Raw genomic sequence first — 24,698 nt, 5'->3', positions numbered from 1 at the left:
TCGTCTCTCATTGCTTCACCTCGTCGATCCGCACCGGACGGTGCTCGCGCAAGGACGTCGTGCAGGCCTCGGCGATCCAGCCGGCCTCGACCGCGTCCGCGACCGTGCACGGCGACTCGCGCTCGCCGGCCACCAGCTCGGTGAACGCGGCCAGCTCGCGGCGGTAGGCGTCGAGGAAGCGGTCCATGAAGAAGTCGTGCGGCGTACCGGCCGGGAAGGTCACGCCCGGTTCGGCCGACCGCATCGGCCAGCGGTCGTCCAGTCCTGCCGCGATGCTGTCGGCCGAGCCGTGCAGCTCCAGGCGTACGTCGTAACCACGCCCGTTGTACCGGGTGTTGGAGACCACGGCGATCGTGCCGTCGTCCAGTGTCAGCACGGCCGCGGTGGTGGACGCGTCGCCGATCCGGGCGAAGACCTCGTCGCCGCGGTCGCTGCCGGTGGCGTACACCTCGATCACCTCGCGCCCGGTGACGTAGCGGATCGTGTCGAAGTCGTGGACCGAGCAGTCGCGGAAGATGCCGCCGGAACCCTCCAGGTAGGCGGCCGGCGGGGGAGCGGGGTCCATCGTGGTCGACCGGATGGTGTGCAGCCGGCCCAGCTCGCCACTTTCCACCGCGTGTTTCGCGCGCTGGATCGCCTCGTCGAATCGCCGGTTGTAGCCGATCTGAACCCTGGCGTCCGATGTTCTCCGCTGGATGTCAGCGGCTTCGGTGGCGCCGCGTGCCACCGGCTTCTCACAGAACACCGGCAGGCCTCGCTCGGTGCCCGCAATGATCAACTCTGGGTGGGCATCGGTTGCGGCGGCGATGACCAGGCCGTCGATCCCGGCGTCCAGCACGTGCGTAATCGACATTTCGGGTTTCGCGGCATATTTGTCGGTGACCCGCTCGGTCACGCCCGGCGCCGGGTCGTAGACCACGAGGTCGACGCCCAGCCCGGTCAGCGTCTCCGCGTGGAAGGCGCCGATCCGGCCCAGTCCGATCAGTCCGAGGCGCATCAGTCCATCCCTCCGAAAACGTTCCGGTCACCCACCACCCGAGAATGCGGCCGGTAACCGGGTCGTAACAAGCGGCCCCGCACATCAAAAACACCTCAGGGTTTGACCTGCTGATCTCGGGGCATCGATACCAGCCGTGGTGGGCAGACTGGCAGACCGCTATCGGCTGCTCGACCGGCTCGGCGCCGGAGGCATGTCGGTGGTGTGGCGTGCCCACGACGAGGTGCTCGACCGCGAGGTGGCGGTCAAGGTGCTCGCCCCCGGCCAGGCCCTCTCCGACCGGATCCTGGTCGAGGCCCGCGCCGCGGCCCGGCTCCGCCACCCCCACGTGGTCGAGGTCTACGACTTCGGTCGCTCGCCGTCGTTCATCGTCATGGAGCTGGTCAACGGCCGGTCGCTGAACGACCTGCTCACCGGCGGTCCGCTGCCGTGGCGGGTGGCCGTGACGATCGGCGCCCAGGTGGCGGCCGCGCTGGCCGCCGCGCACGACCGCGGCATCGTGCACCGCGACGTGAAGCCGGGCAACGTCATGGTCACCGCCTCGGGCGTGAAGCTGGTCGACTTCGGCATCTCCGCCTCGACCGGCGAGGCCGACCTGATCGGTGGCCAGGTGCTGGGCACACCGGCCTACCTGGCCCCCGAGCGGATCGACGGCGGCCCGGTCCGCCCCGCCACCGACGTCTACGCCCTGGGCCTGCTCCTGCACCTGATGCTGGCCGGCCGCCTGCCGTGGGACGCGTCGACCACCACCCAGATGGTGCGCGCCCACCGCTATCGCACCCCCGACACCCTGCCGCCGATCCCCGGCCTTCCCGCCCCGGTGGTGGCCCTGGTCGGCGACTCGCTGGCCAAGGAGCCCGGGTCCCGCCCCGACGCCGCCACCGCGGCCCGCGTCCTCGCCGACGCCGCCGGTCTGGTCGCCCCGCCGCCCCTGCTGGGCGCGCTGGACGCCCCCACCGAGGCCATCACCGTGCCGGTCGACCCGCCTTCACCCGGCCGCCGCGGTCACCCCGCCATGACGGCTGCGGTGGCCCCGCCATCGCGCCGCCGCACGGTCATCGCCGCCGCGGTCGCCGCGGCCCTGGTCACGGTGGCCGCGGCCGCCTGGGCCACCGGACGCGGCGACCCACCACCGACCGTCCCCGCCGCCGCGGCCGCCCCGCCCGCCGCGGCCCCGCCCGCCGTTACCTGCCAGGTCGGCTACGCCATCCGCAGCGCCCTGAACGGCCGGTTCTCGACCGCGGTGACCATCACCAACACCGGCCGGGCGGCCGCCGCGACCTGGAAACTCAGCTTCGACCTGCCGGAGGGCCAGAAACTGGTCCGCGGCTGGAACGACGGCTGGGCCCAGAACGGCCGGTCCCTGGGCCTGACCGGGCGCAACCTGGCCGCGGGCAGCAAGGTCACGACCGGCTTCGACGCCAGCTACCGCGAGTCGGCGGCGTTGCCCGGCGAGTTCAAGCTCAACGAGACCGTCTGCACGCCCCAGCTCTCGGTGACGGGCCAGACCTTGACGCCACCCACCACCACGAAGCCGGCCGTCCGCTCGCCCGCGAGGCCGCCAGCCGCCCGGCCGCCGGCCCCGCCTGCCCCGCCTGCTCCGAAGAACGCCGAGAAGAACAACAGCGGCAAGGATAAAGACGACAAAAAGAATAATAGCGGCAAGGGTAAAGCTGGCGACGACTGAGCAGCAGGCCGTGCCCGTACTGAGCGCGAGCTTGCGGTGGTCAGGGCTCGACGATTCCGTGGCGGGCCATGATCGCGGCTCGGCGGGTGCGGTTGATCGTGTGGACGCGGCGGCCCACGAAGAAGACGTCGATCAGGGTCCAGACGCCGAGACCGCCCAGGGTGAACAGCATGGCGATGGAGCGGCCGGTGTCGCCAGGTAGAAGCGGTGGCCGCCGAAGATGCCACAGGCGAACCACAGGGCGTACGCCACCCGCGCGTCCTTCTTGACCGAGTCGTACTCGAACTCGGCCTGACCGAACCGCACCGGCTGCATCGCCGCAACGATAGCCGCGTGGTCACGGCCACCGGCGGCGGTCGAGGACGGTGGCCGCGGCGGTGGCGATGATCAGGGCGGCGCCGATCAGCAGCAGGGTGCGGGCGCCCAGGCCCAGGGCCGTGCCGGCGGCCGCCGTGCCGGCCGACTGGCCGCCGACCTTGAGCGCGGCCATCGAGACGAAGACCTGGGCCCGGGCCTGCGGCGGCGAGTACGCGGCCCGGGACGCGAGCGTGGCCGTGAAGAACGGCGCGTTCAACACCCCGATCAGCGTGAACCCGGCGAAGGCGAGGGCGAATCCGGGCGCCGCCGCGCACAGTCCATAGGCGACACCCATCAGCGCGCCGGCGCGGGTGACCAGCCGTTCCGGCTCGCCGAGCAGCGGCCGTGCGGTCACCGCGAGCGAGCCGAGCAGAACACCGAAGCCGTAGGCCGCGGCCAGCAGGCCGGCCGTGCCGGGGGAGACGCGCAAGGCAGGGGCGTAGGCGACGGCGATGACCGCGATCGCGCCGCCGGGCACGGAGGCCACCACCGTGGTGTACATGACGCGGCGCAGCGGGCCGGTGGTCAGGATCAACGTCAGGGCTTGGCGTACGGAGAGAACCTCGTCCCGGGGCACCGGGTTGCCGGCGGCGGGCAGGGAGAGGACCAGCAGGCCGGCGATCACGGCCGCGGTCGCCAGCACCAGCAGCGAGACGCGCGCGCCGGTCAGGCTGGCGAGGGCCGCCGCGGCCGCGGGCCCGGCCGTACCCCCGATGCCGTAACTGAGCGCGTCCAGACCCTGCGCGCGTCGCTGCGCCCGCTCGTCGCCGGGCACCAGGGCGGCCAGGCGGCTGCTCAGTCCGCCGGTGAGCAGCGGGCCGCAGACGCCGGCGGTGGCCGCGGCGAGCACGACCAGGACGAGGGGTATCCGGTCCAGGCCCAGGGCGGCGATCGCGAGGAAGACGCCGTACGCCGCGCAGACCACGGCGATCAGGCGGCGGCCGTCGCGGGCGCGGTCGAGCCGCCGGGCCAGCACCGGTCCCAGCAGGTGTGGCGCGGTCAGGCAGGCGGCCAGCACGGCCCCGACCACGGTGGGCTTGAGCAGCACGAAGCCGACGGCCGCGCCGGCGTCGGCGCCACGGGCCAGGGTCGCGCCGCCGAGGTAGCGCATCACCGCCGTCCGCACCTGCACGCCCGTACCCCGGCCGGTACTGGCTGAACCGCACGACGGTCACCGGCTCGAGCGCTGAGGAGGATCAGGGGCGGGCGGTGGCCCGGGCCGACCAGCGGATGGCCTCCATGTAGGCGGTGGCCAGGTCGGCGCCGGCCGTGTCGCCGGCGTTGTAGGCGTCGACCACGCGCAGGACCTCGCCCAGGGCGCCGCTGCCGTTGACCAGGGCGCTCGACACCTCGGCGGACAGCGGCAGCTGGGACGCCAGGGACGCCGGCGAGGTGCCCAGCAGGTCGGCCATCCCGCCGACCAGGCCGGCCATGAAGGCCGCGTCGCTGGAGGCGCCGACCGTGCGGGCCACGTTCTCGCTGAGCCGGGCCCGGGTCAGCGCCGTGATCATCTGGTCCTCGGTGGCCTCGGCGACGTCGTCGATGACCATCAGCGTGGCCCATTGGCGGATGTGGGTCAGGCCGATCATCACGACCGCCTGCCGGACCGACGACACCCGGCTGGAGCCGCCGGCCGCGGCCGAGTTCGACGCGCGGAGGACGCGCAGGGACAGCGCCGGGTCGGCGGCGATGATCGAGACGATGGCGCCGAGGCCGGCGTCGGGGGCGTTCAGGGCGGCGAGTAGTTCCAGCCGGCGCAGGCGGGACGGTGAGAGGCTCGCCGCGGTGAGCACCTGGGGACGGCTCAGGGCGTACCCCTGGCGGAGCTCGCAGTGGAATTTGTCGGCGATCGCGAGCTGGTCGGGGCCTTCGAGTCGCTCGGCCACGATCTGGATCCCCGGGAAGCCGCGCAGGTGGGCGACGTGTCGGTCCAGGTCGGTCAGGTCACCGTCGAGAAGATCGAGTTTCACGTACGAGGCCAGCGGCAGCAGCCTCTCGTGCGCCGACCCGAAGACGAAGTCGTCGAGTGCGATCCGGTAGCCGGCCTCGACGAGCGCGGTGATGCCGGCGATCACGGCGTCGTCGACCGTGACCGTCTCGAGCACCTCGAGGACGACCTGCTCGGGCCCGAACGGAAGGGTCAGTTCGCCGGTGAGGAACTCGGTGGTCAGGTTGATGAAGCAGAGCTTGTCGCCGGCCACCTCGGGCAGCCCGAACTCGGTGAACGCGTTGATGATGACCTGGCTGGTGGCGTAGGTGTCCTGCCGGCCCGCCTGGACCGCGTCGACGCTGCCGCGGAACAGCAGTTCGAAGGCCACGACCGTGCCGGCGGCGTCGAAGATCGGCTGCCGGCCGACGTGCACGAGGTGGGCATGGTTCACGTCCGTCCCATCGGCACCCGTACGTCGGACTTTACTAATCTGCGAGTTGCGTCGATAGCTGAGTCGGTTTACCGTCGTGGTATGAAACCCGCAACGGATGAGGCGCGCGCCGGCGCCGATGAGATGATCAAGGCGATGGCAGCGATGCCCGCGGCCGATCCGCGCCGCGCACGACTGCGGGAACGGGTCATCGAGGCGTGGCTGCCGCTGGCGAAACACCTGGCCGCGCGCTACCACGGCCGTGGCGAGCCGGCCGATGACCTGCTGCAGACCGCGACGGTGGGTCTGATCAAGGCGGTGGACCGGTTCGACCCGGTGTACGGCGTGGAGTTCGTCGGGTTCGCGATCCCGACCGTGCTGGGCGAGATCAAGCGCCACTTCCGTGACCGCACGTGGTCGGTCCGGGTCCCGCGGCGCACCCAGGAACTGCGGATGGCGATCACCAACGCCAACAACGCGCTGCTGGCCACGCTGGGCCGGTCGCCGACGGTGGCCGATGTGGCCAAGCACCTCGACATCACCGAGGAAGAGGTGCTCGAGGGCCTGGAGGGTGCTCGTGCCTACTCCGCGACCAGCCTCAACGCCCCGATCGCGGGCGGGGACGGCACGGTCTCGCTGGGCGACACGCTGGGTGAGACCGAGCACGAGTACGAGCTGACCGAGCTCCGGATGACCCTGGGCCGCGCGATGACCCACCTGAACGAGCGCGAGCAGCGCATCCTGGCGCTCCGGTTCTACGGCAACATGACCCAGTCGGAGATCGCCGCCAAGGTCGGTCTGTCGCAGATGCACGTGTCCCGGCTGATCGCCCGCGCGCTGGAGAGGCTGCGCCGCGACTTGCGCAACTGATGAAAGAAGTCGGCAACTTCACGGAAATCATCGACTGTCCCTTGTGAAGCCGATCACAGGGTCGATACCGTGCGGCCATGCTCCCCTCAGCATTGGTCACCGTCCTGACCGCCGCCCTCGCCTCCGTCCCCGCCCCCACCACCACGCCGGTCACCCGGGCCGGTCTTGATCCGGCCCTGACCGCGGGCCGCGGCGCGACCGTGCCGTTCCTCGAGCAGGAGGCCGAGAACGCGCGCACCACCGGCGCCGTGATCGGGCCCGACCGCTCGCCGTACACGTTGCCCGCCGAGGCCTCCGGCCGGAAGGCGGTGAAGCTCTTACCCGGACAGTGGGTGGAGTTCACGCTGCCCCGGGCCGCGAACGCGATCACCGTCCGCTACAGCATCCCCGACGCCGCCACCGGCGGAGGGATCCGGGCGCCGCTCGACGTCACGGTCAACGGCAAGGACCGCAAGACCCTGACCATGACCTCCGAGTACGCCTACCTCCACAACCAATATCCGTTCACCAACGACCCCACGGCCGGCCTGCTGCACCCGGACTGGTGGATCGCCGAATGCTCGTGCGTGCCCGCCGCGACCACGCCGGCGCCGGTCATCACCAAGCCGTTCCGGCCGATGAAGTTCTACGACGAGCAGCGCCTGAAGCTGGCCCGCACCTATCGCACGGGCGACAAGATCCGGCTCACCGCAACAGCAGGGGCCGCCTGGACCGTCATCGACCTGCTCGACTCGGAGCAGGTCGCCCCGCCCCGCCTGGTCAAGAAGGCGGTGTGGCTGGTCGCCGACCCGACCGGCCGGCGGGACGCCGCGCCCGCCTTGGACCGGGCCATCGCGCTCGCCCGCAGGCTGCGGCTGCCGGTCTACCTGCCGCCGGGCACCTACCAGGTCAACCGGCACATCGTCGTCGACGACGTCACGATCACCGGCGCCGGCAACTGGCACACGATCATCAAGGGCCATCAGGTCACGCTGCCGGCACCGGCTCCGGACGGATCCGTGCACACCGGGGTCGGCTTCTACGGGAAACCGGCCGAGGAGGGCGGCAGCCGCAACGTCCACCTGAGCGGGTTCGCCATCGAGGGTGACGTGCGCGAGCGGATCGACACCGACCAGGTCAACGGCGTCGGTGGCGCGCTCAGCGACTCGACCGTCCGCGACCTGCACATCCGGCACACCAAGGTCGGGCTGTGGTTCGACGGGCCGATGCGTGGCACCACCATCAGCGACACCATGGTCGTCGACCAGATCGCCGACGCGCTCAACTTCCACACCGGCGTGACCGGTTCGGCCGTACGCAACAGCTTCATCCGCAACACCGGCGACGACGGCCTGGCCATGTGGTCGGAGAAGACCACGAACGCGGGCAACGTGTTCGAGCGCAACACCGTGCAGACGCCCACCCTGGCCAACGGCATCGCGATCTACGGCGGCCGGGACATCACGGTGCGGGGCAACCTGGTCGGCGACCCGTTGCGCGAGGGCAGCGGGCTGCACGCCGGGTCGCGGTTCGGCGCCGAGCCCTTCGCCGGCAAGCTCACCTTCGCCGGCAACACCACGGTGCGGGCCGGCACGCTCGACCTGAACTGGAACATCGGCCTCGGCGCGATCTGGTTCTACGCCCTCGACCGCTCCATCGCCGCCGACGTCACGGTGACCGGCGACCACTACCTCGACAGCACCTACAACGCGATCATGCTGGTCAGCGAGTTCGGCGTGAAGGATCTCTACTCGATCGAGGGTGTGACGTTCAAGGACGTCCGTGTCGACGGTACGGGCACCAGCGTGCTTTCCGCGCGTACCGCGGGATCGGCGTCCTTCGAGAATGTCGACGCGCGCAACGTGGGGGCGCAGGGGGTCAACAACTGTGGCTCCTTCCACTTCACCCCGGCCGGTTCCGAGTTCGGGCTGACCGACCTGGGCGGCAACGACGGCCGGTGGCTCCAGCCGTACCTGCCGAACGTGATCAGCTGCCAGGACCGCCCGGCCGTGGTCCCGCCGCCCGCACCCTCGCCGTGGAGGGGTTTTTGATGGATTCACCGCGCCGAAGATCAGCTTCGCGCTGACATAGTCGAGCGTATGGAGACCTTCGGCGTGGCGGTGGCCGGCTTCGGCTGGATGGGACGGGTGCACACCCAGGCGTACCTGCGGGTGCCCCACCACTATCCGGCGCTGAGCCTGCGCCCGGTCCTCGTCGCGGTGGCCGACGAGGTGCCGGGCCGGGCCGCCGAGGCGGCCGCGCGGTACGGCTTCGCCTCGTCGACCGAGGACTGGCGAACGCTGGCTCTGGACCCCCGGGTTCAGGCGGTCAGCATCACCGCGCCCAACTTCCTCCATCGCGAGATGGGCGTCGAGCTGGCCCGGGCCGGCAAGCACATCTGGATCGAGAAGCCGGTCGGCCTCACCTCGGACGACGCGATCGCGGTGGCCGGCGCGGTCCGAGACGCCGGCGTGCACGGCGCGGTCGGCTTCAACTACCGCAACGCTCCCGCGGTCGAAGCGGCCCGCGACCTGATCGCCGCCGGCGAGATCGGCCCGGTCACGCATGCTCGGTGCCGGTTCTTCAGCGACTACGCGGCCCACCCCGAGGGCGCGCTGAGCTGGCGGTTCGAGCGGGCCCGAGGCGGCAGCGGGGTGCTCGGCGACCTGGCCGCGCATGCCGCCGACCTGATCCGCTTCCTGCTCGGCGAGATCGAGTCGCTGGTCGCCGACACGGCCATCTTCGTCCCGTCGCGCGCCCGGCCGACCGGCGCCACCGCGGGCCATGTGCGGGCGACGGGCGGCGAGATGGGTCCCGTGGAGAACGAGGACTACGTCTCGGCCCAGCTGCGGATGGCGTCCGGGGCGCGGGCGATCCTGGAGGCGAGCCGGGTCGCGGTCGGCGAGCAGAACGCCTACGGCTTCGAGGTGCACGGCACCAAGGGCGCGGTGTTCTGGGACTTCCGCCGGATGGGCGACCTGGCCGTGAGCACCGGCACGGCCTACCAGGACCAGGCGGTGAGCACCATCCAGATCGGACCGTCCCATGGCGACTACGCCGCCTTCCAGCCCGGCTCGGCCAACGGCATGGGCCTCGACGACCTCAAGGTGATCGAGGCACACCGGTTCATCCGCTCGATATCCGACGGAAAACCGCACGGAACAACCCTGGACGACGCCGTCGCCAGCGCCCGCATCCTCGACGCCCTGTCCGAGTCGGCACAGCGCCGGACATGGGTTGACCTAGATATTTACATGTAGCAACGTGTCGGCATGACACGGAAAGTTGCGCTCATCACAGCGCTGATCGCCGCGGTGGTGGGTGCGTCGGCGACACCGGCGAACGCCGCGGCGCCCGCTCCGACGTTCACCCATCTGACGCCCGGCGGCCGGCCCAAGCTGACCGAGACGGTGCCGGTGAACATCGTGTTCCTGGGGTACGACACGAACGACGTCGACCAGGCCGAGTTCCGGTCCGGCCTGGCGAAGACATACGAGCCCGAGGTGCGCTCCCGGCAGTGGTACGGCGAGCAGGAGAAGCTCGGCATCACCTACACCTACGACTACAAGGTCCAGTACGCCGACCAGGCGTACCAGGACAAGTTCTTCAAGCGGCTCAAGCAGCTGTCCACACCGGCGCCGCTGACCGTGTACCAGGAGGAGTACAACGCCCAGACGAAGAATGTTCTGGACGTCACCTCGAACAACTACATCGACGCGCCGACGGTCGAGAAGTGGCTGGCCTACAACCCGCCGCGCGGGGTCGACACCGAGCGCAACACGATCTTCCTGATCAACTGGCACGGCCGGGCCGACTTCAAGTTCCACGTCTACACCAAGACCGGTGAGGCCGACCCGGACACCGGCTACGACTTCGGCAAGGAGCGCGACAGCCGCAAGATGATGGCGTGGGGCGGCACCACCCGGGACGACGAGGAGACCGGTCTGGGCAGCACCCGTCGCGTCTGGTTCGCCGACCTGTCCGCCGGCCCCGAGGCGAACATGGCCAACTACATCGTCGACGAGCTGGATGTGGACGGCGACGGGCAGCCGGACTACCGGATGCCGAACACCTGGGAGTACACCGACGGCGGGTTCCGCTCGCCGGACGCGCTCTCCGGCGACCTCGCCAAGATTGTCCGGTACGTGGGTCTCGACCTGCTGATGACCACGTCCCCGCTCTACCCGGTGGAGCTGCCCACCGGCACCGGCCTGCCCAAGTCGATCAACCTCGACAGCAACACGTACGAGGACTGGCCGGGCGTGGACGCCTCCGCGGCGTACATCAAACCCGATCTTGTCGTTGAGGAACTGGCCGACCTGCGCTGGCGCAACCGGCTCGACTTCGACAACCAGGACTTCGCGGTCGACGCCAAGAACCGCGCCTGCTTCGAGGGCTGGTACATCACCTACGAGCCCTGCTACGACGGCCAGGAGCTGCCGCCGGACGCCAACCTGTTCCTCTACAACGACGAGAACATCGCCCGGACCAAGGACGACGACGGCCGGGTGGACTACGAGCTGCCGCTGATCAACTACGCGACCGGCGGCGACTTCACGACGCCGCTGGGCTACGCCGACGACAACTGGGTCGACGGCACGCAGAGCTACGTCTTCTCGTTCATCTCGCCCGGGATCATCGAGCGGGGGTACGGCCTGAGCACCACCCAGATCCACGAGGCCGGCCACCACCTGGGCATGTCGCACCCGCACGACGGCTGGGACAGCGAGGCCGGCGCCGACATCGGGGCGAGCGGCGACTTCTACTTCTCGTGGCTCGGCGACGAGAACAACTCGATGATGTCGTACATCGACCTGAACTGGGACTTCAGCCAGTTCGACCGGGACAACAGTGATCGGTTCCTGACCGCCGCGTACTTCGAGGCGGCCAACAAGCTGGCCGCGAACGTGCTGGCGGCCAAGGACGCCGGCCGGGTCACCGCCAACCTGCGGTCGGCCGACACCGTCCTCGGCCAGGCCAAGCGGGCCTTCGCCAAGCACGAGTACCGCACCGCGTACGCGCTGGCCGAGAAGGCGTACAACATCGTGGCCCGCGCGGCCGACCGGGTCGGCGCCGACCCGGCCGCCGCCGCCAAGGCCCTGCACGCCCGGGCCGAGCAGGCCCGCGTCTCCGGCAAGGTGCACGACCCGCACGAGTTCATCGACACCCTGGAGCCGGGCCACAGCCCGCGTTCCCTCCCATAACCACCCGTTTGGTCGGGGCCAGGGCTTTCATGCCCTGGCCCCGACTTTTTTGTAACGCGATTCAGGTCGGCGTGCGTCTTAGTGGCGTGGATGACAGAGAGACGGAGTTCCGAGCTTTCGTCGGCGCGCAGATGGAGCCGCTGCGCGGCCTGGCCTACCTCACGTGCGGTGACTGGCAGGTCGCCGAGGACGCGGTGCTGACCGTGCTCGCGCGGCTCTACGCCCGCTGGCCCAAGGTCGAGACGCCCGCTGCCTACGCCCGCGCGGCGGTCGTCCGCGCGGCCATCGACGAGACGCGCCGGCCGTGGTGGCGGCGGGAGAAGTCACACAGCCACGCCATGCCGGAACCGGCGACGCCGGACCGCACCGGTGCGGTCGACGACCGGATCCAGGTGCGTCAGGCGCTGCGGCACCTGTCGCCGAAGCTGCGCGCCGTCCTGGTGCTGCGGTTCCTCGAGGGACGCAGCGTGCAGGAGACGGCCGAGGCGCTGGGCTGGCCCGAAGGCACGGTCAAGTCGTACACCTCACGCGCCCTTGATCGGCTGCGCGAGGTCCTGACCAGGGAGGGACATCATGCGGGAGCTTTCTGAGATGTTGGAGGACGCCAAGGCGAACCCGCCGGCGCCGCGTTACACCGTCGACGACGTGGTGGTCGCCGGTCGCCGCCTGCGCGCCCGCCGGCGGGCGACGTGGAGCGGGTTGGCCGCGGCCGCGGCCGCGGCGGTGGTCGCGGTGGCGGGGGTGATCACGGTCCCGCGGCTGGTCGGGGCCACGCCGTCGGCCGGGCCGCCCGAGGTGACGGCCGCGGCGCCGGTCACCGCCGGAAAGACCGATCCGCTGCGCTATCCGAAGAGCCCCTGGGAGTACGCGTTCCGCGGCTACCGGGCCGGCGAGTTCACGGTCAACGACCCCTATCTGGTGACCGCGGACTTTCAGCAGGCGACGGTCCGGATCGGCGACGACGTCGACGAGATCTACACCGACGACACGAAGAAGACCGTCGCCCGCAGCGAGCCGGCCCGGAACCTGCTGCTGACCGTCTACCGCCCCGGCCGCTACGACCCGAAGCAGTTCGCCGGCGGCGAGCCGGTCAGCGTCGGCGGCAAGCCCGGCCTGTTCCAGGCGGACACCCAGATCGAGGGCGACCGGTCCCCGATCGGCGGCCACCGGGGCCTCGCCTGGCAGTACGCCACCAACGGCTGGGCGGTGCTGAACACCCTCATCCCGGACGAGGCGGGCCGGGCCGGCAAGGCGAACCTGGTGGCCGTGGCGGCCGGGCTGAGCGGCTCGGCGGCCTATCCGGCGACCGTCGCGATGAAGCTGCGGGAGGTTCCGCCCGGCTACCGGCTGGACGCCGGCGGCCGGGGCCCCGACCCCTGGAACGGTGGCAACGCCGAGGGGTACAGGTCGAGCATCCGCCTGGTCAAGGGTGCGGCGAGCGCGGGCCGGCTGATCAGCTCGATGACCGACAAGGACGACGGCTACGTCAAGGACATCAGGATCAACCTTTCGACGTACGAGCCGAAGCGGCTGCCGCCGGACGGCGCCGATCCGGCCGCGCCGTACTGCAACACCGGCAACGCCGCGCTGTGCTACCGCAACCTCCCCGGCGGCAAGTACACGGTCGAGATCATCGGCAGCGGCGACACCTCGCCGGAGGAGTTGACACAGATCCTGGCCGCCATCCAGGTCGCCGACGTCGACAAGCCGGCGACCTGGTTCCCGCTGGCGACCGCGACACCCTGAGCGCCGGCCGCGGGTCAGGCGGGCACCGGCTGGTCGAACTGGGTTCGATACAGCTCGGCGTACCGCCCGCCCGCGGCCAGCAGGTCGGGGTGCCGGCCGCGCTCGACGATCCGGCCGTTCTCGAGGACCAGGATCTGGTCGGCCGAGCGGATCGTGGACAGGCGGTGCGCGATCACCACGCTGGTCCGCCCGGCCAGCGCCTCGCCCAGCGCGGCCTGCACCGCCGCCTCCGAGGTCGAGTCGAGGTGGGCGGTCGCCTCGTCGAGGATCACCACCCGGGGGCGGGCCAGCAGCAGGCGGGCGATCGTCAGACGCTGGCGCTCGCCACCACTGAGCCGGTAGCCGCGCTCGCCGACCATCGTGTCCAGGCCGTCCGGCAGGGATTCGATCAGGTCGGCGATGCGGCCCCGGCGCAGCGCGTCCCAGAGTTCGTCCTCGGTCGCGCCGGGACGGGCGAAGAGCAGGTTGTTGCGGATCGTGTCGTGCAGCAGGTGCCCGTCCTGGGTGACCACGCCCAGCGCGCCGCGGATCGAGTCGGCGGTCAGGTCACGGACGTCGGTGCCGGCCAGGCGTACCGCGCCCTCGCCGACGTCGTAGAGCCGCGGCAGGAGCTGGGCGATGGTCGACTTGCCGGCCCCGGACGAGCCGACCAGCGCGACCAGTTGTCCGGGTTCGGCCCGGAACGACACCCCGTGCAGCACCGTCTCGCCGCCGCGGCTGTCGAGCTTGGCCACGTCCTCCAGCGAGGCGAGGGACACCTCGTCGGCCGCCGGGTAGCCGAACGTCACGTCGTCCACCTCGACCGCGACCGGTCCGTCGGGCAGCTCACGGGCGTCCGGCCGGTCGACGATCATCGGCTTCAGGTCGAGGATCTCGAAGACCCGGTCGAAGCTGACCAGCGCGCTCATGATCTCGACCCGGGCGCTGGCCAGCGAGGTGAGCGGGGCGTAGAGCCGGGAGAGCAGCAGCGCGAGCGCCACCACGGCGCCGGCGTCGAGCCGGCCGGTGACGGCGTAGAAGCCGCCCAGGCCGTACACCAGAGCCAGCGCGAGCGAACCGACCAGGGTGAGAGCGGTGATGAAGATCCACTGCAACATCGCGGTGCGTACGCCGATGTCGCGTACGCGCTGGGCCCGCGCCGCGAACTCGGCCGACTCCTCGGCCGGCCGCCCGTAGAGCTTGACCAGCGTGGCGCCGGGCGCGGAGAACTTTTCGGTCATCCGGGTGCTCATCGCCGCGTTGTGGTCGGCGGCCTCCCGCTCGAGGCGGGCCAGCCGGGTGCCCATCCGCCGGGCCGGCAACACGAAGATCGGCAGCAGGACCAGCGCCAGCAGGGTGATCTGCCACGAGAAGCTGAGCATCACGGCCAGCGTGAGCAGCAGGGTCACGCTGTTGGCGACGATCCCGGACAACGTGTCGCTGAACGCCTGCTGCGCCCCGACCACGTCGTTGTTGAGGCGTGAGACCAGAGCGCCGGTCCGGGTACGCATGAAGAACGCGACCGGCATCCGCTGGACATGGTCGAACACCGCCGTACGCATGTCGACGATCAGCCCCTCGCCGATCCGGGCCGACAGATAGCGGGTGATCAGCCCGAGCCCCGCCTCGGCGATCGCGATCGCCCCGATGGCCACGGCCAGGCCCACGATCAGGTCGGCCGGTCGCCGGTCGACGATGCCGTCCACCACCCGCCCGGCCAGCACCGGCGACGCCACCGTGAGGACCGCGGACAGCACGCTGCCGGCCAGGAACCACCCGAGCAGCCGGCGGTGCGGCCGCGCGAACCGGCCGATCCGCTTCAGCGTCCGCTTCGAGAACGGCCGTTGATCGCGCTGGTTCATCGCGTGGTGCAGGGACATCCAGGCGGTGACTTCCATGCTCATGGGCGGACTTTAGAACCTCGACCGAGATTGAGGTCAACGCATTTCCTCACCCGGGTGGCCGGTCGGAAGAGATGTCGCCTTGACAGCGCCGAAACATGCGCGCCGCAGGAGTGTCACCAAGAGCGCACAGCATGGGTCCGGTGACGCAGGGACCGGGAGACGAGGTCGGCGCGCTGGCCGGGTTCACCGTCGCGGTGACCGCCGAGCGGCGCCGCGACGAGATGGCCGCGCTGCTGACCCGGCGTGGCGCCCGGGTGGTCACCGCGTCCACGATCTCGATCGTCCCGCTGGCCGACGACGAGGCGTTGCGCGCGGCCACCGCCGCCTGCATCGGGCTCGCCCCCGACCTGGTCGTGGCCACCACCGGGTTCGGCTTCCGGGGCTGGCTGGAGACGGCCGAGGGCTGGGGGATGGGCGACGACCTGCGCGCGGCGCTGCGGCGGGCGCGGATCCTGGCCCGCGGGCCCAAGCCGTGCGGGGCGATCCGGGCGGCCGGGCTGACCGAGGAGTGGGCGGCCGCCACCGAGGGCTCCGAGGAGATCCTGGACCGGTTGCTCGCCGAAGGTGTCGCCGGGATGCGCATCGCGGTGCAGCAGCACGGCGAGCCGCAGGCCGCGTTCATCGGGGCGCTGCGTGCGGCCGGCGCGGCCGTGGTCGAGGTGCCGGTCTACCGCTGGACGCTGCCGCCCGACCTCACCCCGGTCCGCCGGCTGGTCGACCAGGTGCTCCAGGGCCAGGTCGACGCGGTCACGTTCACCAGCGCCCCGGCGGTGCGGGCGTTCCTCTCCATCGCCGGGCCGTCCGAGGAGCGGCTGCTCGAGCGGCTGCGCACCGACGTGATGGCCGCCTGCGTGGGGCCGGTGACCGCGGCGCCGCTGATCGAGCGGGACGTGCCGGTGGTGTCGCCGCAGCGGTTCCGCCTCGGCGCCCTGATCAAGACGATCACCGACGAGTTGCCGCGACGAGCCCTGACCCTCCGGGTCGCCGGGTCCGACCTCGAACTACGCGGCCACGCCGTGCTGATCGACGGCCGATTGCACGCGCTCGCCCCCGCCTCGATGACGATCCTGTCGGCGCTGGCCGCCCGCCCCGGCGCGGTCGTCTCCAAGGACCGGCTGGCGGCGACGCTGCCCCGGGCCAGCGATGGCCACGCGGTCGACGTGGCGGTGGCCCGGCTCCGTACCGCGCTGGGCTCGGGCCGGCACATCGAGACGGTGATCAAACGCGGCTACCGGCTCCGGATCGACGAGGCGGCATGAACCCGCTGATCGCCGTGGCCCACGGCACCCGGTCGGCGGTCGGGCAGGCCCAGATCCGGGCGCTGGTCGACGCGGTCGCGATGTGCCGCCCCGAGCTCGATGTCCGGCTGGCCTACGTCGACGTCCAGCACCCCCGGATCGGCGAGGTGTTGCCTTTACGCGCTCAGAGCGGTGGGGTGTTGCCTTTACGCGCTCAGAGCGGTGGGGTGTTGCCTTTACGCGCTCAGAGCGGTGACATGTTGCCTATACGCGCTCAGAGCAAAGGGGCGGCGCCGGTCATCGTGCCGCTGCTGTTGAGCACGGGCCACCACGTGCGCGTGGACATCGCCGAGGCGGCCGGCGACTGTGTCGTCACCCCGCCACTGGGACCCGATCCGCTGCTGACCGAGATCCTGGCCGGGAGCGCCGGCCGCGACCACGACGCCCTGGTGCTCGCGGCGGCCGGCTCGTCCGACCCGGGCTGGCTGGCCGAGATCGCCGGCGTGGCGGCCGACCTGAACGCCCACGTCGCCTACGCGAGCCGGGACGAGACCAAGGACGTCGTCGCCGGCCTGCGGGAACAGGGCGCCGAGCGGATCACCGTGGCGGCCTACCTGCTGGCCGAGGGCCTCTTCTACCGCTCACTGCACCGGGCCGGCGCCGACCACGTGACACCCCCGCTGTGCCACGACCCGAGGGTGGCCGGCCTCGTCGCACGCCGATATGACCAGGCCACAGTTCCTGTACGAGCGTGAACGGGCCAGCCCGGACGGGTTCAGGCCGCACCGGCGGAAGGCGCCGAACGGACGTCGGCCAGTTGCGCGTCAAGCGTCTTCCATGACGCTTCGCCGCTCTCCGCCTCGACTTCGACGTCAGTGATGATCGTTTCACCGCGCAGATTGCTGTTCCACTCGCGCACGGCCCCGAAGGCTTCGCCGGCGATCCCCTTGGCCGCGAACTCGCCGTATCCCTCCTCAGCCAGGCGAGCCAACTCGTTCACCAGCGGTGCCGACGCCTTCAGCCCTTCGGCGGCTCGCAGCTCGACGGTCGCGAGGTCGGACCCCGACTCGGCGATCGAGGCGACGAGCCCGCTCTCCGTTGTTCCTGGACCTGGCCTGGTCAAACGAAGACGTACTCGGGTCACCAGATCGATGTGGTCGCGCCACTCGGTGAAGGACACTTCGCCGGTGAGCGGTGTGACACGCCACCCGGTCTCCCCGGTCTCCCCGGTCTGAGTGCGGATCATCGCTTGCAGAGCCCCGATGAAGGAGTCGATCCGGAGGTCGGGCTTGGGTTGAAAGACGACGGTGAGGTCGGAGAGCCGGATCATGAACGGCGCGGCGGCGCCGTTGGGTACGGAGGCCTTGGTGAAGTCCTGTTTGGTCAGATCCCACAGGGTGGCGTTCTTCTCGCGCTCGTACCCGAGGTGTCCGCGGAGGCAACCATCTACCTCGTGGGTCTGGCCGAACCGCCACAGGCGCCGATAACGCTCCAGCGGAACGCCTGCGTTGAGGGCTGATCGCAACCTGTCCGCCGGCTCGATGGCGAGGTTCGCCGACCCGTCAGGCCGGCCGAAGAGCGGTGGCCCCGGTGGCTCGGCGATGCCGGCACGAGCGACACGGCCCACCGATGCAATCGACATTCTTCGAGATTAGGAATGTCAGAGAGGTGTCTCAACACTTGGAGTGACATCTTAAACACTCTGTGTTTTCTGGCCTCTGTCGGCGGCTCAACCTCACATCAGCCGCGCACCGGATGTAAGACCTTCTGTACGCCCGCGTGACCAAGGGGCCACCAAGAAGGTAACGGGCGGCCGGAAGCATCGGCCCATGACCGCGACCCACTGCCCCTACTGCGCTCTGCAGTGCGGCATCACGCTGACGCCCGAGCGTCGCGGGCTGCGGCTGGAGCCGTCCGACTTCCCGGTCAACCAGGGCGGGCTCTGCGCCAAGGGCTGGACCGCCGCGGAACTGCTCGATCACCCGGACCGCCTGCTCACGCCGCTGGTGCGCAAGACGCCGGGGGACCGGCGCAGCCCGCTGCGGGAGGCCGGCTGGGACGAGGCGCTCGACCTGATCAGCGGGCAGATCAAGACCGCGCAGCAGCGGTACGGACGGGACAGCGTCGGCGCCTTCGGCGGCGGTGGCCTGACCAACGAGAAGGCGTACACGCTCGGCAAGTTCGTGCGGGTGGCGCTGGGCTCGTCGGCGATCGACTACAACGGAAGGTTCTGCATGTCGTCGGCGGCCACCGCGGCCAACCGGGCGCTGGGTGTCGACCGCGGGCTGCCGTTCCCGGTGGCCGACATCGCCCGGGCCCGGACCGTGCTGCTGGTCGGCGCGAACCCGGCCGACGCGATGCCGCCGGCCATGCAGTACCTCGACGCCGGGCGGGCCACCGGTGCCCGGCACATCGTGGTGGACCCGCGGCGGACGGCGACGGCGGCCGGCTCGTACCGCCACCTGCAACCCCTGCCCGGCACGGACCTGGCGCTGGCCAACGGTCTGCTGCACATCGCGGTCCGGGAGGGTCTGCTCGACGATGAGTTCATCCGCGAGCGGACCACCGGGTTCGACGGGGTGCGCGCGGCCACCGCGTCCTACTGGCCGGACCGGGTCGAGCGGATGACCGGGGTGTCCGCCGCCGACCTGCGGGAGACCGTGCGGATGCTGGCGACCGAGCGGCCGGCGATGATCCTGACGGCCAGGGGCGCCGAGCAGCACAGCAACGGCACCGACACCGCGCAGGCCTGGCTCAACCTGGCGCTGGCGCTCGGGCTGGTCGGCCGGGACGCGTCCGGCTACGGGACGATCACCGGACAGGGCAACGGGCAGGGCGGCCGCGAGCACGGGCAGAAGGCCGACCAGCTGCCCGGATACCGCAAACTCACCGACCCCGCGGCCCGGGCCCATGTCGCCGCGGTGTGGGGGATCGACCCCGCTGAGCTGCCCCAACCCGGGCTTTCCGCGTACGAGATGCTGGATCGCCTCGGCACCGACGGCGGTGTCCGGGTGCTGCTGGTGCTGGCCTCGAACATGGTGGTCTCGGCGCCGAACGCCAACCACGTGACGAACCGCCTGAACGCCCTGGACCTGCTGGTCGTCTCGGACATCTTCCTCTCCGAGACCGCGGCCCTCGCCGACGTCGTGCTGCCCACGACGCAATGGGCCGAGGAGGACGGCACGATGACCAACCTGGAGGGTCGCGTGCTGCGCCGCCGCCGTGCGGTCGAGGCGCCGCCTGAGGTGCGCACCGATCTCCAGGTGTTGAAGGCGCTGGCCGACCGCCTGGGCCGCGGCCGGTTCTTCAGCGACGAGCCGCGCGCGGTCTTCGACGAGCTGCGACGGGCCTCGGCCGGCGGCATCGCCGACTACGCGGGCATCAGCTATGAGCGCATCGAACAGGAGGACGGCGTGTTCTGGCCGTGCCCGGCCGACGACCATCCGGGCACCCCGCGGCTGTTCGCCGACGGTTTCCCGACGCCGGACGGCCGGGCGAGCTTCATCCGGGTCGAGCACCGCGACCCGGCCGAGATGCCCGACCGTGACTACCCGTACGTGCTGACCACCGGCCGCAACATGCAGCAGTACCAGAGCGGCAACCAGACCCGGAGGGTGCCCGCGCTGACCATGGCCGTGCCCGAGCCGCGCGCCGAACTGCACCCGGACCTGGCCCGCCGGCACGGCATCGCCGACAGCGACCTGGTCGAACTGCGCAGCCGCCGCGGCCGGGCGGTCTTCCGGGCCCGGCTCAACCCGGGCATCCGCCCGGACACGATCTTCGCGCCCTTCCACTGGGTGGGCGCCAACCTGCTGACCGATCCCACGCTGGATCCGCACTCCCGGATGCCGGCGTTCAAGGCCTGCGCGGTGGCCATCGCGCCCGTACCGGAAGGAACCACCTGATGCACTCCACCCCACGATTTCTGCAGGGGGTCTTCGGGTTCGAGGGCAAGGGCCTCGACCAGCCGGCCCCGATCGACGGACTGCACGGCTACGTGGTGCCGGACGGGGTGGTCGCCCAGGCGGTCTACTTCCGCGGCGGCAACGCGGCGGACGAGCTGATCTGCGTCGTGCTGATGCGCGACGGGCGCCCGATGCGCTACTTCCCGATCGCCGCCAAGGGTGACGTGCACGTGCCGCTGCGGGTGGTCGAGGACCTGGTCGGCGGGTCGGCGGTCGAGCTGCGGGTGGCCGCGCCGGCCGGGCTGTCCGGCACGGTCGTCCTCGACCTGGGGCTGGTGGAGGTCTGATGCCCCAGCGTCTGGTGGTGGTCGGCAACGGCATGGCCGGCGCCCGGACGGTCGAGGAGATCCTGGCCCGCGGCGGGGACTTCACGATCACCATGTTCGGCGACGAGCCGTACGGCAACTACAACCGGATCATGCTGTCCAACCTGCTGGCCGGGGTGGAGGACGAGGCCGGGATCTTCCTCAACGACCTCGGCTGGTACGCGGACAACGGCATCACCCTGCATTCCGGGCAGCGGATCGTCCGCGTCGACCGCTTCTCCCGGCACGTCTACACCGAGGACGGCACGGCCACCCCGTACGACAAGCTGATCATCGCTACCGGCAGCCGGGCCCACGTGCCGCCGATCCCCGGCCTGCACCGCCCCGGCCGCGGCTACCACCAGGGCGTCTTCGCCTTCCGCACGCTCGACGACACCCGCAACATGATCCGGTACGCCCGCGACCACGAGCGTGCGGTGGTGATCGGCGGCGGCCTGCTCGGCCTGGAAGCGGCTCGCGGCCTGCAGAGCCACCTCTCCCACGTCACGCTGGTGCACTCCGCCGGGCACCTGATGAACGCGCAGCTGCCCGCCGCGGCCGGCCAGATCCTCCAGGCCAGCGTCGAGCAGCTGGGCATCGAGGTGGTGACCGGCGCCCGCACCACCGAGATCCTCGGCAAGAACGCGGTGACCGGGGTGAAGCTGGCCGACGGGCGGACCATCCCCTGTGACGTGGTGGTGGTCGCGGCCGGCATCCGGGCCAACAGCGAGGTCGCCGAGACCAGCGGGCTGGTGGTCGAGCGCGGCATCGTGGTGGACGACCAGATGCGGGCCCAGGACGAGCCGGACATCTACGCCGTCGGCGAGTGCGTGCAACACCGCGGTGAGACGTATGGCCTGGTCGCGCCGCTGTGGGAGCAGGCGTCGGTGCTGGCCGACCACATCACCGGCCGGAACCCGGACGCCGCCTACCACGGGTCCCGGGTGGCCACCAAGCTCAAGGTGGCCGGGGTCGACGTCGCGGCCATGGGCATCACCGAGCCGCAACGCGACGACGACGAGGTGCTGACCTTCACCGAGCCGCGCAAGGGCGTCTTCAAGAGCGTGGTCATCCGGGACGGCCGGCTGGTCGGCGCCACGCTGGTCGGCGACGTACGCAAGGTCGCGTTCCTGATGCAGGCCTTCGACCGCGGCCTGGCCCTGCCCGAGGAGCGGGCCGAGCTGATGTTCGACCTGGGCGGTCCGCCGGCCGAGGTCAGCCCGGCCGAGATGGCCGACGACGAGCAGGTCTGCAACTGCAACGGCGTCACCAAGGGCACGATCGCGGCCTGCGTCCAGGGCGGCTGCAAAACGGTCAACGGCGTGATGGACAAGACCAAGGCCGGCAAGGGCTGCGGTACGTGCAAGGGGCTCGTCGCGCAGATCGTCGAGTGGGCCGCCGGTGGCGAGGTCGAGGAGGACCCGGCCGCCTCCTGGTACGTGCCCGGCGTCCCGATGCCCAAGCCGGAGCTGATGCGGGCGATCCGCGAGCACCGGCTCACCTCGGTGTCGCAGGTCTTCGCCAAGCTCACCCCCGGCGGCGACGAGGACGCCAAGAGCAAGATGGGCCTGGCCTCGCTGCTCAAGATGATGTGGGGCGCCGAGTACGACGACGAGCGCGACGCCCGCTTCATCAACGACCGGGTGCACGCCAACATCCAACGCGACGGCACGTTCTCGGTGGTGCCCCAGATGAAGGGTGGCGTCACCACACCGGCCCAGCTCAAGCGCATCGCCGAGGTGGCCGAACGCCATCAGGTGCCGATGGTCAAGCTCACCGGCGGCCAGCGCATCGACCTGCTCGGCGTGCCCAAGGACCGGCTGCCGCAGATCTGGGCCGACCTCGACATGCCGTCCGGCTGGGCGTACGGGAAGAGTTTCCGGACCGTCAAGACCTGCGTCGGGTCGGAGTTCTGCCGGTTCGGGGTCGGCGACTCCACCGCGCTGGGCATCGCGATCGAGGAGCGGTACCAGGGCATCGAGGGGCCGGGGAAGATGAAGCTCGCGGTCACCGGGTGCCCGCGCAACTGCGCCGAGGCGTACGTGAAGGACCTCGGCGTGGTGGCCATCGACGGCGGGAAGTGGGAGATCTACGTCGGCGGCGCGGCCGGCGCCCACGTCCGCAAGGGCGACCTGCTGGCCACCGTCGGCTCGGCCGACGAGGTGCTCACGCTCACCGGCCGGTTCCTGCAGTACTACCGCGAGAACGCCAACTGGCTGGAGCGCACGTACGCGTTCGTGCCCCGGATCGGCATCGACCGGGTCCGGGCCGTCGTCGTCGAGGACAGCGACGGCATCGCGGCCGACCTGGACGCCGCGATCGCCGCCTCGGTGGCGGCCTACGTCGATCCCTGGCAGGAACGGAAGGTTCCGGCCACGCCCGGCCAGTTCCGCACCTCGCTCCCGCTGACGGTGCTGTCGTGATCCGGCTCGGCGACCTCTCGGACATCCCTCTCGGTGAGGGCCGCGCCTACGCGGTCGGTGACCAGCAGATCGCCGTCTTCCATCTGCGTGACGGTTCGGTCCGAGCCCTCAGTGCCGTCTGCCCGCATCGTGGCGGGCCCTTGGCGGACGGGCAGATCGACCTCCGGGTGGTCGTCTGCCCGCTGCACCTGACCGCCTTCGACCTCTCCACCGGCTGTTCGACCGGTGACGTGCCACCCCTCACGGTCTACGCGGTGCGCGTGGACGACGACCAGCTCATCCTGGAGGACCTGCCATGACCGCTGTCGCGGAACGGCCCGCTGCCACGATCAAAGGCCACTGGATCGACGACTGGCGGCCGGAGGACCCGGCCTTCTGGGCGTCGACCGGCGCCCCGATCGCCCGTCGCAACCTGATCTTCTCGATCTTCTCCGAGCACATCGGCTTCTCGGTCTGGACCATGTGGTCGGTGCTGGTGCTCTTCCTCGGCCCCCAGTACGGCATCGACCCGGCCGGGAAGTTCCTGCTCACCGCCCTGCCCGCGCTGATCGGAGCGGTGCTGCGCATTCCGTACACCTTCGCCGTGGCGCGCTTCGGCGGCCGGAACTGGACGATCGTCAGCGCGACGCTGCTGCTCGTGCCGACCATCCTGGCCGCGTTCCTGATCGAGCCCGGCGTCTCCTACTCGACGCTGCTGATCCTGGCCGCGGTGGCCGGCGTCGGCGGCGGCAACTTCGCCTCCTCGATGGCCAACATCAACGCCTACTACCCGGACCGGCTCAAGGGCTGGGCGCTGGGCATCAACGCGGGCGGCGGCAACCTCGGCGTGGCCGCCGTGCAACTGGTCGGCCTGCTGGTGCTGGCCACCGTCGGCGCCGGGAACCCCGGGCTGGTGGCGGGCATCTACATCCCGCTGATCGTGCTGGCCGCGCTCGGCTCGGCGCTGTTCATGGACAACCTGAGCCAGGCCCGCAACGAGAAGCACGGGATGCGGGACGCGGCCCGGGACCCGCACACCTGGATCATGTCGCTGCTCTACATCGGGACGTTCGGCTCGTTCATCGGCTTCGGCTTCGCCTTCGGGCAGGTGCTCCAGGTGCAGTTCGCCGCCGACTTCAGCACGCCGGTCCAGGCCGCGTACCTGACCTTCCTCGGGCCGCTGCTGGGCTCGCTGATCCGGCCGGTCGGCGGGGCGCTGGCCGATCGGCTCGGCGGCGCCCGGGTCACGTTCTGGAACTTCGTCGCGATGGCGGCCGGCGCGAGCGTGGTGTTGCTTGCCTCACAGTTGCGGTCGCTGCCGCTGTACCTGGTCGGGTTCGTCGCGCTCTTCGTGTTCAGCGGCGTCGGCAACGGGTCGACGTACAAGATGATCCCGGCGATCTTCCGGGCCCGTCACCCCGAGTCCGAGCACGAGGCGCGCCGCCTCTCCGGCGCGGTCATCGGCATCGCCGGCGCCATCGGCGCGTTCGGAGGTGTGCTGGTCAACCTGGCCTTCCGGCAGTCTTTCCTGGAGTACAAGACGGCCGACGCCGCCTACCTGACGTTCATCGCCTTCTATGCCGTCTGCGTCGGAGTCACCTGGGCGGTATATCGACGCCCGTCAGCGCGGAAACTGATCGCCGTGTGAATCGACACTTCATGCAGGTTGAGTGCACTTGAAACCTGACAAGGGGGAGTTGCCGGA

The 24,698-nt window shown here is 71.0% G+C and carries 21 protein-coding genes; 14 read left to right on the top strand and 7 right to left on the bottom strand.

Annotated elements, in window-relative coordinates; translation table 11 throughout:
* Positions 1–7 precede the first annotated feature (7 nt).
* Positions 8–997: a Gfo/Idh/MocA family oxidoreductase gene (locus AB0O15_RS38260; RefSeq protein WP_364329634.1), complete on the bottom strand. Its 990-nt coding sequence runs from the start codon at positions 995–997 to the stop codon at positions 8–10.
* Between the two features lie 139 nt (positions 998–1,136).
* Here AB0O15_RS38260 and AB0O15_RS38255 point away from each other — a divergent pair, with 139 nt between their 5' ends.
* Positions 1,137–2,684: a serine/threonine-protein kinase gene (locus AB0O15_RS38255; protein WP_364329632.1), complete on the top strand. Its 1,548-nt coding sequence runs from the start codon at positions 1,137–1,139 to the stop codon at positions 2,682–2,684.
* A 40-nt stretch (positions 2,685–2,724) separates the two neighbouring features.
* On the opposite strand, the gene AB0O15_RS38250 is transcribed toward AB0O15_RS38255, so the two are convergent.
* The 4 genes from AB0O15_RS38250 to AB0O15_RS38235 all read right to left on the bottom strand — a co-directional run bounded on the left by AB0O15_RS38250 (position 2,725) and on the right by AB0O15_RS38235 (position 5,422).
* Entirely contained in the window at positions 2,725–2,856 is a 132-nt protein-coding gene (locus AB0O15_RS38250) for a hypothetical protein (RefSeq protein WP_364329780.1), read from the bottom strand.
* Positions 2,817–2,999: a TM2 domain-containing protein gene (locus tag AB0O15_RS38245; protein ID WP_364329629.1), complete on the bottom strand. Its 183-nt coding sequence runs from the start codon at positions 2,997–2,999 to the stop codon at positions 2,817–2,819. The genes AB0O15_RS38250 and AB0O15_RS38245 overlap by 40 nt, the downstream gene beginning before the upstream one ends.
* Before the next feature lie 22 nt (positions 3,000–3,021).
* On the bottom strand, positions 3,022–4,173 hold the full coding sequence (locus AB0O15_RS38240; RefSeq protein WP_364329627.1) for an MFS transporter: 1,152 nt from the start codon (positions 4,171–4,173) through the stop codon (positions 3,022–3,024).
* Between the two features lie 64 nt (positions 4,174–4,237).
* Positions 4,238–5,422, bottom strand: coding sequence for an HDOD domain-containing protein (locus tag AB0O15_RS38235; protein ID WP_364329625.1), 1,185 nt, complete (start codon positions 5,420–5,422; stop codon positions 4,238–4,240).
* An 81-nt stretch (positions 5,423–5,503) separates the two neighbouring features.
* Here AB0O15_RS38235 and AB0O15_RS38230 point away from each other — a divergent pair, with 81 nt between their 5' ends.
* The 6 genes from AB0O15_RS38230 (at position 5,504) to AB0O15_RS38205 (ending at position 13,200) form a co-directional block, all read left to right on the top strand.
* Positions 5,504–6,271: a SigB/SigF/SigG family RNA polymerase sigma factor gene (locus AB0O15_RS38230; protein ID WP_364329623.1), complete on the top strand. Its 768-nt coding sequence runs from the start codon at positions 5,504–5,506 to the stop codon at positions 6,269–6,271.
* A gap of 77 nt (positions 6,272–6,348) precedes the next feature.
* The gene (locus tag AB0O15_RS38225; protein WP_364329621.1) at positions 6,349–8,301 is read left to right on the top strand and encodes a glycosyl hydrolase family 28-related protein; all 1,953 of its coding nucleotides are present in this window, start codon (positions 6,349–6,351) and stop codon (positions 8,299–8,301) included.
* Positions 8,302–8,349: 48 nt separating this feature from the next.
* A complete protein-coding gene (locus AB0O15_RS38220) occupies positions 8,350–9,510 on the top strand; it encodes a Gfo/Idh/MocA family oxidoreductase (protein WP_364329618.1) in 1,161 nt (386 codons plus the stop codon).
* Positions 9,511–9,522: 12 nt separating this feature from the next.
* Positions 9,523–11,454: a hypothetical protein gene (locus AB0O15_RS38215; protein WP_364329615.1), complete on the top strand. Its 1,932-nt coding sequence runs from the start codon at positions 9,523–9,525 to the stop codon at positions 11,452–11,454.
* An 86-nt stretch (positions 11,455–11,540) separates the two neighbouring features.
* The gene (locus AB0O15_RS38210) at positions 11,541–12,044 is read left to right on the top strand and encodes a sigma-70 family RNA polymerase sigma factor (protein ID WP_364329612.1); all 504 of its coding nucleotides are present in this window, start codon (positions 11,541–11,543) and stop codon (positions 12,042–12,044) included.
* Entirely contained in the window at positions 12,028–13,200 is a 1,173-nt protein-coding gene (locus AB0O15_RS38205; RefSeq protein ID WP_364329610.1) for a hypothetical protein, read from the top strand. The genes AB0O15_RS38210 and AB0O15_RS38205 overlap by 17 nt, the downstream gene beginning before the upstream one ends.
* A gap of 14 nt (positions 13,201–13,214) precedes the next feature.
* Here the strand turns inward: AB0O15_RS38205 and AB0O15_RS38200 are convergent, their stop codons facing one another.
* Complete coding sequence (locus AB0O15_RS38200; protein WP_364329771.1) at positions 13,215–15,041, bottom strand: ABC transporter ATP-binding protein; 1,827 nt, start codon at positions 15,039–15,041, stop codon at positions 13,215–13,217.
* A 182-nt stretch (positions 15,042–15,223) separates the two neighbouring features.
* On the opposite strand from AB0O15_RS38200, the gene AB0O15_RS38195 reads away from it, so the two are divergent.
* On the top strand, positions 15,224–16,342 hold the full coding sequence (locus tag AB0O15_RS38195; RefSeq protein ID WP_364329607.1) for a uroporphyrinogen-III synthase: 1,119 nt from the start codon (positions 15,224–15,226) through the stop codon (positions 16,340–16,342).
* Positions 16,339–17,076, top strand: coding sequence for a CbiX/SirB N-terminal domain-containing protein (locus tag AB0O15_RS38190; RefSeq protein ID WP_364329605.1), 738 nt, complete (start codon positions 16,339–16,341; stop codon positions 17,074–17,076). Before AB0O15_RS38195 ends, AB0O15_RS38190 begins: the two co-directional genes overlap by 4 nt.
* Before the next feature lie 20 nt (positions 17,077–17,096).
* Here the strand turns inward: AB0O15_RS38190 and AB0O15_RS38185 are convergent, their stop codons facing one another.
* The gene (locus AB0O15_RS38185) at positions 17,097–17,651 is read right to left on the bottom strand and encodes a hypothetical protein (RefSeq protein ID WP_364329602.1); all 555 of its coding nucleotides are present in this window, start codon (positions 17,649–17,651) and stop codon (positions 17,097–17,099) included.
* Positions 17,652–18,150: 499 nt separating this feature from the next.
* On the opposite strand from AB0O15_RS38185, the gene AB0O15_RS38180 reads away from it, so the two are divergent.
* From AB0O15_RS38180 to AB0O15_RS38160, 5 genes are read left to right on the top strand one after another with little or no spacing between them, the layout of a single operon-like run.
* Entirely contained in the window at positions 18,151–20,226 is a 2,076-nt protein-coding gene (locus AB0O15_RS38180; protein WP_364329599.1) for a molybdopterin oxidoreductase family protein, read from the top strand.
* Positions 20,226–20,573, top strand: a complete 348-nt coding sequence (locus AB0O15_RS38175; protein ID WP_364329597.1) for a molybdopterin oxidoreductase — start codon at positions 20,226–20,228, stop codon at positions 20,571–20,573. Before AB0O15_RS38180 ends, AB0O15_RS38175 begins: the two co-directional genes overlap by 1 nt.
* Positions 20,573–23,014 (top strand): nitrite reductase large subunit NirB, encoded by a 2,442-nt coding sequence (gene nirB / locus AB0O15_RS38170; protein ID WP_364329594.1) that lies wholly within the window; start codon positions 20,573–20,575, stop codon positions 23,012–23,014. The genes AB0O15_RS38175 and nirB overlap by 1 nt, the downstream gene beginning before the upstream one ends.
* On the top strand, positions 23,011–23,313 hold the full coding sequence (locus AB0O15_RS38165) for a Rieske 2Fe-2S domain-containing protein (protein ID WP_364329591.1): 303 nt from the start codon (positions 23,011–23,013) through the stop codon (positions 23,311–23,313). Before nirB ends, AB0O15_RS38165 begins: the two co-directional genes overlap by 4 nt.
* Positions 23,310–24,641 (top strand): nitrate/nitrite transporter, encoded by a 1,332-nt coding sequence (locus tag AB0O15_RS38160; RefSeq protein ID WP_364329588.1) that lies wholly within the window; start codon positions 23,310–23,312, stop codon positions 24,639–24,641. Before AB0O15_RS38165 ends, AB0O15_RS38160 begins: the two co-directional genes overlap by 4 nt.
* Positions 24,642–24,698 lie beyond the last annotated feature (57 nt).

It is taken from the genome of Actinoplanes sp. NPDC089786, assembly GCF_040684855.1.
Lineage (GTDB): Bacteria > Actinomycetota > Actinomycetes > Mycobacteriales > Micromonosporaceae > Actinoplanes.
The sequence above is the reverse complement of the archived record's forward strand: the minus strand, read 5'-3'. Positions and strand labels throughout refer to the sequence as shown.